The sequence below is a fragment of the Enteractinococcus helveticum genome (assembly GCF_020742345.1).
Lineage (GTDB): Bacteria > Actinomycetota > Actinomycetes > Actinomycetales > Micrococcaceae > Yaniella > Yaniella helvetica_A.
In genome coordinates this window covers 40,200-52,201 of the sequence record NZ_DYXC01000142.1, presented here as the reverse complement: position 1 = coordinate 52,201, position 12,002 = coordinate 40,200, and the positions used below count along the sequence as shown (strand labels likewise).

At 53.7% G+C, this 12,002-nt stretch carries 11 protein-coding genes; all 11 read left to right on the top strand.

Annotation, left to right across the window (positions count from 1 at the left end; all coding sequences use genetic code 11):
* Positions 1-86: 86 nt before the first annotated feature.
* Complete coding sequence (gene dapA, locus K8V32_RS12300) at positions 87-992, top strand: 4-hydroxy-tetrahydrodipicolinate synthase (RefSeq protein WP_524536741.1); 906 nt, start codon at positions 87-89, stop codon at positions 990-992.
* A 51-nt stretch (positions 993-1,043) separates the two neighbouring features.
* On the top strand, positions 1,044-2,735 hold the full coding sequence (locus tag K8V32_RS12295) for a ribonuclease J (RefSeq protein WP_303907900.1): 1,692 nt from the start codon (positions 1,044-1,046) through the stop codon (positions 2,733-2,735).
* A gap of 62 nt (positions 2,736-2,797) precedes the next feature.
* Positions 2,798-5,704: an FtsK/SpoIIIE family DNA translocase gene (locus K8V32_RS12290; protein WP_303907897.1), complete on the top strand. Its 2,907-nt coding sequence runs from the start codon at positions 2,798-2,800 to the stop codon at positions 5,702-5,704.
* Complete coding sequence (pgsA, locus tag K8V32_RS12285) at positions 5,683-6,282, top strand: CDP-diacylglycerol--glycerol-3-phosphate 3-phosphatidyltransferase (RefSeq protein ID WP_303907895.1); 600 nt, start codon at positions 5,683-5,685, stop codon at positions 6,280-6,282. Before K8V32_RS12290 ends, pgsA begins: the two co-directional genes overlap by 22 nt.
* An 11-nt stretch (positions 6,283-6,293) precedes the next feature.
* Complete coding sequence (locus tag K8V32_RS12280) at positions 6,294-6,788, top strand: CinA family protein (RefSeq protein WP_303907892.1); 495 nt, start codon at positions 6,294-6,296, stop codon at positions 6,786-6,788.
* 219 nt (positions 6,789-7,007) lie between these two features.
* Positions 7,008-7,442 (top strand): helix-turn-helix domain-containing protein, encoded by a 435-nt coding sequence (locus K8V32_RS12275; protein ID WP_303908009.1) that lies wholly within the window; start codon positions 7,008-7,010, stop codon positions 7,440-7,442.
* Between the two features lie 102 nt (positions 7,443-7,544).
* The gene (locus K8V32_RS12270) at positions 7,545-7,775 is read left to right on the top strand and encodes a DUF3046 domain-containing protein (protein ID WP_303907890.1); all 231 of its coding nucleotides are present in this window, start codon (positions 7,545-7,547) and stop codon (positions 7,773-7,775) included.
* A 217-nt stretch (positions 7,776-7,992) separates the two neighbouring features.
* Positions 7,993-9,042: a recombinase RecA gene (gene recA, locus K8V32_RS12265; RefSeq protein ID WP_303907887.1), complete on the top strand. Its 1,050-nt coding sequence runs from the start codon at positions 7,993-7,995 to the stop codon at positions 9,040-9,042.
* 5 nt (positions 9,043-9,047) lie between these two features.
* Positions 9,048-9,584, top strand: coding sequence for a regulatory protein RecX (locus K8V32_RS12260; protein ID WP_303907885.1), 537 nt, complete (start codon positions 9,048-9,050; stop codon positions 9,582-9,584).
* 10 nt (positions 9,585-9,594) lie between these two features.
* The gene (miaB, locus tag K8V32_RS12255; RefSeq protein ID WP_524536739.1) at positions 9,595-11,091 is read left to right on the top strand and encodes a tRNA (N6-isopentenyl adenosine(37)-C2)-methylthiotransferase MiaB; all 1,497 of its coding nucleotides are present in this window, start codon (positions 9,595-9,597) and stop codon (positions 11,089-11,091) included.
* Complete coding sequence (miaA, locus tag K8V32_RS12250; RefSeq protein WP_303907880.1) at positions 11,084-11,995, top strand: tRNA (adenosine(37)-N6)-dimethylallyltransferase MiaA; 912 nt, start codon at positions 11,084-11,086, stop codon at positions 11,993-11,995. The genes miaB and miaA overlap by 8 nt, the downstream gene beginning before the upstream one ends.
* Positions 11,996-12,002: the final 7 nt, after the last annotated feature.

The window sequence follows — 12,002 nt, the reverse complement described above, 5'->3', positions numbered from 1 at the left end:
ACAGTGTCTTTGTATGACCTATGGTGTTTTCTTACTTTCTCACAGGTAGGCTTGAAGCTATGAGTCAGACACCCTCAACGACACGGATTGGTGACGCTTCTATGACCGAACCCTTCTTTGGCACCATGATCCCAGCTATGGTCACACCATTTACCGACGACGGCGAACTTGATGTAGACGCCGCACAGTCCTTGGCAACTCATCTAGTTGATAATGGTGCCGATGGTCTCGTGGTGACCGGTACGACCGGTGAAACCTCAACCCTGACTGACGATGAGAACATCAAGGTCTTTGAAGCCGTTGTAGAAGCCGTGGGTGGACGTGCCAAGGTCATCGCTGGAACCGGCATGAACGATACCGCACACTCAGCACATCTTTCCCAGCGCGCCGCAGCCGCCGGCGTCGATGGTCTGCTGTTGGTCACCCCGTATTACAACAAACCGAACCAGGCCGGGATCAAAGCGCACTTTGAACACATTGCGTCATCCACAGACCTACCCGTTATGCTTTATGATATTCCGGGCCGTTCGGTTATGCCCATCGAACCTGAAACCATCATTGCCTTGGCCGAGCACCCCAATATTATCGCCCTCAAAGATGCCAAGGCCGACTACCAATCCACCACGATTGTGCTGGCCAATACCGACCTGCTGGTATATTCTGGCGACGACGGTCTGACCTTACCTCTGATGGCCGCAGGCGCCGTCGGCGTAGTATCCGTCACCGGACACGTGGCCCCGCGCACCTACCGTGAGCTCGTCGACGCCGCCAATGCCGGTGACTTTGCGACAGCACGCGCCAAACACTTTGAACTTGATCACATCCAGCGCGCAATCATGACCCACGTGCAGGGTGCCGTAGCAGCAAAAACAGTGCTGCACTGGCAGGGCATCATTCCGTCCCCACGTGTCCGACTGCCACTGGTCGCCGTCACCGACCAGGAAGCCGCCTCTATCAAGGCGGACCTTGCCGCAGGCGGCATCACCTTTTAATTCACACTCACACTTTACGACCTGATACTTCATCGGAGGAAATACCCGACCATGACCGAAGAAACACCCGTTTTGTCCTACCCACCCAAGCTTCATCGCGGCACCTGCCGCATTGTGCCACTCGGCGGGTTGGGGGATGTCGGGCGCAACATGACGGTCTTCGAACTCAACGGTAAATTACTCGTCGTTGACGCCGGGGTCCTATTCCCCGAAGAAGTCCAGCCAGGGGTGGACCTGATTCTGCCGGACTTCGAATACATCAAAGACCGGCTCGACGATGTTGTCGCAATCGTCTTGACCCACGGTCATGAGGACCACATTGGCGCGGTGCCCTATTTGCTGCGTCTGAACCCAGAGATCCCGTTGATCGGTTCCCAGCTCACCCTGGCGCTGGTGGAATCCAAATTGCAGCAGCATCGGATCAAACCGTTCACGCTAGAAGCCCAGGACGGTGGCCGCGAACAACTTGGTCCGTTCGATCTGGAATTCATTGCCGTCAACCACTCGATTCCGGACTCGCTGGCGATTGCCATTCGTACTGAAGCCGGCACCATTCTGCACACCGGTGACTTCAAAATGGACCAGCTGCCGCTTGATGGACGCATCACCGATCTTCGTGCTTTTGCTCGCCTCGGCGAAGAAGGCGTGGATCTGTTCATGACTGACTCGACCAACGCGGAGGTTCCAGGATTCACGCCGACCGAAAAAGATATCGGTCCGGTACTAGAAAACTACATTGGCAAAGCACAACGACGCGTCATTGTGGCATCGTTTGCCTCACACGTGCACCGGGTCCAACAAGTCCTGGATGCCGCAGTGCGACACGGCCGCAAAGTTGCCTTCGTTGGCCGGTCAATGGTCAACAACATGGGCATTGCAGCCCAATTGGGGTACCTAAATATTCCAGAGAACACCCTGATTGACCTCAAACACGTCAATGACTATGCCGACGACGAGGTCGTGCTGATGTCCACGGGTTCTCAGGGTGAGCCGATGGCCGCCTTATCGCGTATGGCCAATGATGAACACCGGCAAATTACCATCCAAGAAGATGATCTAGTCATCTTGGCTTCCTCACTTATTCCCGGGAATGAAAACGCCGTCACTCGTGTGATCAACGGCCTGATGAAACTTGGCGCGCATGTCATTCACAAGGGCAATGCGCACGTTCACGTTTCCGGCCACGCATCCGAAGGTGAACTGCTGTACTGCTACAATATCGTCCGGCCGAAAAATGTGATGCCCATCCACGGCGAAATGCGCCATTTAATCGCCAATGGGCGGATTGCCGAGGCAACTGGAGTTGCCAAAGACAACGTCATCATCACCAATGACGGCGGGGTGATTGATCTTGTCGACGGGGTGGCCCGCCAGGTCGGCGAAGTCCAGTCTGAATATGTCTATGTGGATGGTCGCTCAATCGGTGATGTGACTGAAGACGACCTCAAAGATCGCCAAGTTCTCGGTGAAGAAGGTTTCATCTCGGTCATTGCTGTTATCGACCGGGACACTCGCACCATTTTGTCCGGACCAGAAATTCATTCCCGTGGTGTGGCAGAAGATGCTGGTGTATTTGATGCGATCAAACCCAAGCTCGTCAAAGTCTTGAACGAGGCTGCAGCATCCGATAAAGCACACAGCAAACACCAATTGCAACAGATGATGCGTCGAACCCTGGGGTCTTGGGTTGCACGGAAACTGCGTCGTCGTTCTATGATCGTTCCAATCATTATTGAATCCTAGGAATTATTGGCGAGGGTACCTGAATGCGACCATAACCGTTCAAAAGCGGTAGCCTAGGTGGTATGGCGAAACGTACTTCCCCCGACCGTTCGTCGAAGAAGACCTCAACTTCGAAAGCGAAGAAGACTTCTGCGACAACGGAAGATACACCGTATAACGTAACTGAAACCACCCAGCCCTGGCTCGTGCGGGCGATTATTCGCTTCTGGTCAGGGCTGGCCACACCATTTGGTGGCGCAGTGCGAAAAATGGGGCCAGATGTGTATATCCCCGTTGAGCAGCGCCGCGACGGCACTGGCTTCTTCGTGCTGGTCCTGGCATTGGTCGTCGCCTCGACGTTCTGGTGGGCGCCCGCTAGTGAGCCTATTGTCGGCTCGATCATTTTCCATATCGTGGCAGGCACATTTGGTTGGTTCTCGATTCTGCTGCCAATGGTGTTATTCATCATTGCGGTCCGGTTCTTCCGTTTCCCACAACAACACAGCGCCAACGGGCGGATCTTCTTTGGCCTTTTGTTTGCCACGATCTCGGGCTCCGGTATCAGCCAGTTAGTCTTCGATAACCCATCCATGGGAGCCACGATGGAAGACAAGCTCAATTCTGGGGGAGTCTTAGGCTATCTGGTCGTGGATCCATTAGCCGCGCTGGTGACCACCATCCCGGTATGGATTCTGATGGTCGTTGTCGCATTCTTTTCCATCTTAGTTATTACCGCCACACCGGTCGGCAAGATACCTTCCCGGCTTGCCGGAACATATCGCTGGCTGACCGGACAGGAAGCTGAAGCCTCGGACGAAGCACAGCAATACGATGTACCAGAACGCACCCATGCCGACCATGACCAGTCGTATCTGTATGAACATGAGCGTCGAGCTGCGCCAGCTCAAAAGCGTCCAGGGTTCTTCGCCAGACTCTTTGGAAGCAAAGGCACCGACGATGCGGATGCGACCGACCAGCCACTGGTTGGCGATGAAGCATATGCCACTGCCGTTATTGATGACGAAAAACCGGCCGTTGAAATTCTGACCGATGAAAACGAAGCACCCGCTGCAGTCCCTCGGCCAAAAGCGACGAAGCACACCCAGGTCATGGACTTCGGTTCCTTATTCGATGACGAAGAATCCTCGGCAGATGCAGCTACCCAGGAGGCGGCGGCCCTCAGCGCTGAAGCTGCGCCGGACGCAACCGAACCGGTGATTCCACCGGGCGTGCGTCGTCCAACCGCCGATGAACTAGCCCTGCAAGAAGCGCGCGAAAAAGCCGGCCTGGGGGAGAGCACGAAACACGTGCCCGCCACCGAGGTTGCTAAACCAGTGGACCTGCCTCCGATCCCGGCACGTACCGAACAACTTGAACTGGACGGTGACGTTACCTACACGTTGCCAAGCCTGGAAATGCTGCCAGCTGGACCGCCACCGAAGCAACGGTCTGAGGCCAATGATCGAGTGGTTCATGCTCTCGACACCGTATTTACACAGTTCAAGGTTGATGCCGAAGTCACCGGGTTCTCCCGGGGGCCAACGGTTACTCGCTATGAAGTTGAAGTGGCTCCGGGCACCAAGGTCGAAAAGGTCACGAACTTGGAACGCAACATTGCCTACGCAGTCGCCTCCACAGATGTCCGGGTCTTGTCACCGATTCCGGGCAAATCAGCCATCGGTGTGGAAATCCCGAACACGGACAAAGAGATCGTTTCCCTGGGCGATGTCTTGCGCTCCAATGCGGCACGAAAAACTGATCATCCAATGGTGATGGGTGTCGGAAAAGACGTTGAGGGCGGCTACATCATGGCTAACCTTGCCAAGATGCCGCACATGCTGGTGGCCGGTGCCACCGGTGCCGGAAAATCTGCATTTATCAACTCGATGATCACCTCGGTGCTCACCCGAGCTACCCCCGATGATGTCCGAATGGTTCTGGTCGATCCCAAGCGCGTGGAACTCACCATCTATGAAGGTGTGCCTCACCTGGTCACCCCGATCATCACTGATCCCAAGAAAGCCTCAGAAGCACTGCAATGGGTTGTCCAAGAAATGGACACGCGCTACGACGACCTGGCAGCCTTTGGATATAAGCACATTGACGACTTTAACAAGGCGGTACGTGCCGGCAAGGTGACCCTACCACCGGACTCCAAACGCCAACTTAAGCCGTACCCGTACTTACTGGTCATCATTGACGAGTTAGCTGACTTGATGATGGTTGCTCCACGCGACGTCGAAGACGCTGTCGTGCGCATTACTCAGCTCGCGCGTGCCGCGGGTATTCACCTCGTGTTGGCAACGCAACGTCCATCGGTGGACGTCGTCACCGGCCTGATCAAAGCCAATGTGCCATCGCGCATGGCCTTTGCGACCTCCTCGGTCACCGACTCCCGGGTCGTGCTTGACCAGCCAGGGGCCGAAAAGCTCCTAGGCCAAGGTGATGCGTTGTTCCTGCCGATGGGCAAATCCAAACCCATGCGTGTTCAGGGTGCCTGGGTCAATGAATCGGAGATCCGGGACGTGGTCGATCACGTTAAATCTCAGATGCAGGTCCAATACCGCGAAGATGTAATTCCAGAAAAACAAGCAAAGGTCATCGATGAGGACATCGGCGATGATTTGGAAGACTTGTTGCAGGCGGTAGAGCTGGTGGTTACGTCACAGTTCGGATCCACGTCGATGCTGCAACGCAAATTGCGGGTTGGTTTTGCACGGGCAGGCCGACTCATGGACCTGATGGAATCCCGTGGAGTCGTAGGACCTTCCGAAGGATCTAAAGCACGTGATGTCCTTGTGAAACCTGATGACCTGGCTGCCGTCATCGCCAATATTAAGGGCAAAGACGTGCCGACGCCCACCGGGGCATCGCCAACGGAAGGGACCACGGAGGCCTTTGAAACTCCGATCGAAACCGATGGCGCCGACTACTATGACCCAATGGATGACAATGAATCAGAGGACGCATGGCAACTAACGGGCAGATAAGTTCTTGGAATCTTCCCAATGCGTTGACCACGCTTCGGATTCTGCTGGTTCCATTTTTCATCTGGATGCTGTGGGATTCTGGTACCTTCGGTGGAGACTCCATGCCGGCTCGTTGGGTCGCAGTGGCCATCTTCGCTGTTGCAATGTACACCGACAAACTCGACGGCGATATTGCACGGTCACGAGGTATCGTCACCAACTTCGGCAAGATCGCTGACCCGATTGCCGATAAGTTCCTGACCGGTGCAGCATGGATCACCATGTCCCTGCTTGGTGAAATCTGGTGGTGGATCACTATCGTCATTCTGCTGCGCGAATGGGGCATCACCTTGATGCGAATCGCCATGCTTCGCACACGTGTCATGCCCGCTAGCCGTGGCGGAAAGATCAAAACCGTGCTGCAAACCGCAGCCATCCTGATACTACTGCTGCCATTGTCGACGTTTGTCGGCACCTGGTGGCTTTGGTTGGGCTGGGTGCTGGTCCTAGCAGCCATGGCGGTGACACTAGTCACAGGTGTAGATTATGTGATAAAAGCCATCCGTGCCCCGAAAGAAGAACCGACCCTCGACGAATAGAACCCATCTGTATGAACGCTTCTAGTCCTTCAAACGTCAGCGCACACGACATTGTTGCACAGTTGAAACAAAGAGATTTGACTATCGCCACGGCTGAGTCATTAACCGCCGGGATGTTGAGTTCAACATTGGCCGACGTGCCTGGGGCTTCTGCAGTACTGCAAGGTGGTGTTATTGCGTATAACAATGGCATCAAGCACCGCTTACTCGGGGTGTCGGCCGACACCTTAGCTGCACGTGGCGCCGTGGACGCCGAAACGGCAAAACAGATGGCCAAGGGTGCCCGGGGCCGCTTTCGAGCAGATATCGGAATTTCCACCACCGGGGTGGCCGGACCTGAACCGTCTGAAGGAAAAGCTGTCGGTATCGTTTTCATCGCACTATCGACAGCCGAACAGTTGACTGCGCGATTACTGCGTTTGGAGGGCAATCGCGACCAAATACGACGAGCTGCAGTGGCAGCGAGCTTACGGCTCGTGGGAGAATGGTTAGCACAGAACAACTAAAAACTGGTGGCGTCAAGAACGTCTGTGAGAAAAGTCGCCGAAATTTATTACAAAAAACGTGCTTTATATCACAAAAACGGGTATTTTGGGAAAAATTTATAAAAAATTGATCCATCCGGGAACAAATTCGACAACAGGAGCGTTGTCTAATGGTGGAAGGTCTTTGAGTTCCGCTTCTCAGTAGGGATTCAGAATTTATACAAGAGATGGTGGTTAATGATGATGAGAGAACCCGTTGTTGTAAATGGCGTGACTCGCTGGCTGAAGGCTGGCGAAACAATGAACCAGCAGAACGAAGCCAAGGAGCCCACCATGCCCGTGCTGCGTGAAGAGATTGGGTATGTCCTTCGTGACGTTCGCCAGCGCCAGGGTCGAACCCTTCGCGAGGTCTCACACGATGCACGCGTTTCATTGGGCTATCTCTCCGAAGTTGAACGTGGCCAAAAGGAAGCTTCTTCCGAACTCCTCAGTGCCATCACCGCAGCACTGGATATTCCACTGTCGGTTATGCTTCGTGAAGTGTCAGATCGTATTGCAGTAGAGGAGGCGGTTCAGATTCCAGATACTATTCCGGCTGAACTTGCCCACCGTTACGCCAAGCAGCAACAGCAGGGTCACGGATATAACCGTGGCGACCATTTAGCAAAACGCTAGTTAACCTGTCGGCGTTCATAAGCTTTGAACCAGGCCGTAGGCCTCGTACGATTGTATGAGGCTTACGGCTTTTACTTTCCTTATCCCTAACTGAGGACATTCGTGCGACATTCCCAATTCTGGGCCCTGCTAGAAGATGAATTCGGTTCAGCCAATGCTGGTGTCATCGCATCATCATTAGAATTGCCAGGCCTGAAAGCAACCGCCCAAGAGGCTTTATCAGCAGGTATAGACGCAAGGGTTATCTGGCAGGCCGTATGCGACTTACACGACATTCCGACGGAACGTCGCTTAGGGAAAGATAAAGCCCCTCGAGATACTGATACGTTTTAGCCGGGGCTTGGTGAGAGTCCGACACACATCACGCTGGGCTCGAATGCTTTGCCCAAAGGCGGTAAAATTTATCCACAGGTTGCCGTTAAATGCTCTTGTTTCACGCAGTTTTCCACAAGGTGTTTTGTGCGGCTTATCGTGTCCGTGCGACATCATAGACTTTGGAGCATGACAGCAGGTCGTGAGACTTGTCATTAACAATTCAAGGAGTAGACGAATGTCTTCAGATTCAAATCGCGAAAAAGCCCTTGAGGCAGCCCTTGCGCAAATTGACAAGAGCTACGGCAAAGGTTCAATCATGCGTCTGGGGGACGAAGTTCGGACGCCCATTGAAGTCATTCCGACCGGTTCGGTTGCCCTCGATGTTGCTTTAGGGATTGGTGGCTTACCACGCGGTCGTGTGGTAGAAGTCTATGGCCCAGAGTCGTCGGGTAAGACGACTATTGCGTTGCACGCTGTAGCAGCGGCTCAGCGCCAGGGTGGTATTGCTGCATTCATCGATGCTGAACACGCACTTGATCCTGAATATGCCAAGAAGCTTGGTGTCGACACTGACGCGCTGCTTGTCTCACAGCCTGACACCGGTGAACAAGCACTTGAAATTATGGATATGCTCGTCGGATCCGGCGCACTTGACATCGTTGTTATCGACTCGGTGGCCGCACTCGTTCCACGAGCCGAAATCGAAGGGGAAATGGGGGATAGTCACGTAGGTCTTCAAGCGCGACTTATGTCCCAGGCGCTACGAAAGATCACTGGCCGCCTTGCACAGTCCAAGACTACTGCCATCTTTATCAACCAGTTACGTGAAAAAATTGGTGTATTTTTTGGTTCGCCGGAAACTACCACTGGCGGTAAAGCATTGAAATTCTATGCTTCCGTTCGTATTGACATTCGCCGCATTGAGACACTGAAACAAGCCGGCGAGCCTGTTGGCAACCGTACGCGAGCCAAGATCGTCAAGAACAAGATGGCTCCACCATTTAAGCAGGCTGAATTCGACATTCTTTACGGTGAAGGAATCTCCCGCGAAGGTGGTCTGCTGGATATGGGCGTGGAACACAACATCGTTCGCAAGTCCGGTGCGTGGTACACCTACGATGGTGATCAGCTCGGTCAAGGTAAAGAGAATTCTCGCCGATTCCTCAAAGACAATCCAGATTTAGCAGTTGAGATTGAAGATCGCATTAAGGCCGCTCTGGGCATTGGAACCAATGTGGAAGAGGAAGACGAAGAAGTTGCATTGAAAGCCGTTGAGGATGCCTAAATTCTATGAATGATCAAGACGATCTCGAAACGGACCAGCACCAAGCTGCGCGCAATATTGCGTTGCGCCAACTGTCAGCTGCACCGAAAACTCGGCATCAACTTGCCGAAAAACTTCGGAGCCGAGAAATCGCTGACAACGTGGTTGAAGAGGTGCTCGACCGTTTCGAAGAAGTCGAACTCATAGATGATGCGGCATTTGCCGAAAGCTGGGTCCGTTCACGGCACCGTTCGAAGGGCCTGGCGCGCAGGGCCTTAAGCATGGAATTGCGTCAGCGTGGCATTGCTGATGATCTGGCTGCCGTAGCGCTCGAGCAGGTCTCGGACGAGGACGAATGGACAGCTGCTTATGATTTGGTTATGCGGAAATTGTCTCGGACAAAGGTGCCTGCTTCAACAGATCCAGAATCGCGTCAGCAACGCGATAGAATAGTGCGACGCCTGGTTGGCATGCTCTCCAGAAAAGGGTATGTGCCAGGCGTGGCATTCAACGTAGTCACTAGTGCTTTGGATGCCGTTGACCTTGACCCCCTAGACGAATGAAATGAATATCGTGACTGAAACCGTAGCCGACATCGCAACGCCACGCTCGTATGAAATCCGCACGTTCGGTTGCCAAATGAATGTGCATGATTCAGAACGCATTTCTGGACTGTTGGAAACCAACGGGTACGTTCCTGCAAGTGACGATTCGACTCCTGATCTCGTTGTATTTAACACGTGCGCAGTTCGAGAAAATGCCGCAAACCGGCTTTACGGTCACCTGGGAAATCTCAAGGTCACAAAGGACGAACACCCCAGCATGCAAATCGCCGTTGGAGGGTGTCTTGCACAAAAAGACCAGGATACGATTGTCGAACGTGCACCTTGGGTTGATGTCGTGTTTGGGACACATAATATCGGATCGTTGCCAGTTCTTTTGAACCGGTCACGCCATAATAATGAGGCCCAGGTCGAACTCCTGGAGGCTCTAGAAACGTTCCCGTCGACTTTGCCTACAAAGCGCGAGTCTAGTTACTCAGGCTGGGTGTCTATTTCAGTAGGCTGCAACAACACTTGTACGTTCTGTATCGTCCCGTCGCTACGTGGAAAAGAAAAAGATCGTCGACCGGGAGACATTCTGGCCGAAGTTCAAGCGCTGGTTGACGACGGCGCTGTTGAAGTTACCCTTCTGGGACAGAACGTCAACACATACGGGGTAGAGTTTCGAGATCGTCAAGCATTTTCTAAGCTCCTGCGCGCTACCGGTGAAATCGAGGGACTGGAACGAGTCAGGTTTACTAGCCCGCACCCAGCCTCATTTACCGATGATGTCATCGATGCTATGGCCGAAACACCGAACGTGATGCCACAATTGCATATGCCGTTGCAATCGGGATCCGACACCATTTTAAAAGCCATGCGCAGATCCTATCGTTCCAAGCGCTTCCTTGGGATCCTGGAGAAAGTTCGCGAACGCATCCCACACGCTGCGGTGACTACAGATATTATCGTTGGCTTTCCTGGCGAGACTGAAGCTGATTTTCAGCAAACCCTCGAAGTGGTCGAAGCTTCACGTTTCTCGATGGCATACACCTTTCAATATTCCCCACGAGCTGGAACACCCGCGGCGGACATGGAAGATCAAATTCCAAAAGATGTTGTGCAAGAACGTTTTGAACGGCTCGTGGCACTGCAAGACCGCATCGCGGCAGAAGAATCTGCAAAACTCGTTGGTACATCTCAAGAACTGCTTGTAACAAACGATGCCGGTAGTCGAGGTGAACAGACCGGACGCCTCACCGGCCGGGCGCCTGACAACCGCCTGGTTCACTTCAGCATCCCAGCAAGTGCTCAAACACCGCGCCCTGGAGATTTCGTAACAGTACCCATTACTGAATCACATCCATACCACCTCATCGCTGATCCAACAGCTGCCAAACAGTACCATCTACGACCCTCACGTGCTGGGGATGCATGGGATCGAGCTCAGGCTGACTCTTGCGGTACCGGTACCGGTACTCCAGCAGGTGGTGTGAACCTCGGACTGCCAAGCTTGCGCATTGGATAAGCAGCCCGTTGTAGCGTTCGTTGGGGCTACCGCCACAGGAAAGACTGCCTTAGCGATTGCTTTGGCCAAGGTTCTTGGCGGTGAGATCATCAATGCTGATGCCATGCAGTTTTATCGAGGTATGGACATCGGCACGGCCAAAGCTACCGTCGAAGAACGCCAAGGGATTGCTCACCACCTGTTGGACATCTATGACCTTCAGGTTGAGGCCAGCGTTGCTACCTTTCAAACGTTGGCACGAACAACCATTGAGGAGATTAGGGCACGGTCTCAGGTGCCAATCTTGACAGGAGGCTCAGGCCTGTATGTCCGGGCGGCCCTCGACACACTTGAGTTTCCACCGACTGACCGCGCTCTGCGGCAAGACCTCACTACACAAGTTGAAAAAGAAGGCATCGGACCGCTCCTCGATGAGCTTCAGCGAGTCGACCAGGCATCAGCACAGCGTCTTCAGGACAACCGTCGGATAATTCGCGCCATAGAGGTATACCGACTCACTGGACGAACATTTAGCTCGTTCATGCCCAAACGCCAATACCACCCCGAGCTACCTCCCGTGGTACAAATTGGCCTGAGCATTGACCGTGCCCACTTACACGAACGCATAGAACAACGCGTGTACAACATGATAGAAAGCGGTTGGCTCGAGGAAGTAGAAAATTTACAAGCCCACGGCTTAGGACTAGCGCCAACAGCGTCCCGCGCCATTGGCTATCGCCAAATGATGGAACATCTCAGTGGCGCAATCAGTTTGCGAGAAGCTATCGACTCGACCATCGTCTCTACCCGTCGGTTCGCCCGCCGCCAAGAAACCTGGTTTAAGGCCGACCCCCGTGTGCATTGGATCGATCCACAAGCTGACCATGCGCTGGCCGATATCATCCGTCTCGTAGAATCCAGCTAAGCTGACG

Coding starts and splice junctions, on each gene's coding strand:
- K8V32_RS12295 (WP_303907900.1), top strand. CDS start 1,044: ATGACCGAAGAAACACCCGTTTTGTCCTACCCACCCAAGCTTCATCGC.
- K8V32_RS12290 (WP_303907897.1), top strand. CDS start 2,798: ATGGCGAAACGTACTTCCCCCGACCGTTCGTCGAAGAAGACCTCAACT.
- pgsA (WP_303907895.1), top strand. CDS start 5,683: ATGGCAACTAACGGGCAGATAAGTTCTTGGAATCTTCCCAATGCGTTG.
- K8V32_RS12280 (WP_303907892.1), top strand. CDS start 6,294: ATGAACGCTTCTAGTCCTTCAAACGTCAGCGCACACGACATTGTTGCA.
- K8V32_RS12275 (WP_303908009.1), top strand. CDS start 7,008: ATGATGAGAGAACCCGTTGTTGTAAATGGCGTGACTCGCTGGCTGAAG.
- recA (WP_303907887.1), top strand. CDS start 7,993: ATGTCTTCAGATTCAAATCGCGAAAAAGCCCTTGAGGCAGCCCTTGCG.
- K8V32_RS12260 (WP_303907885.1), top strand. CDS start 9,048: ATGAATGATCAAGACGATCTCGAAACGGACCAGCACCAAGCTGCGCGC.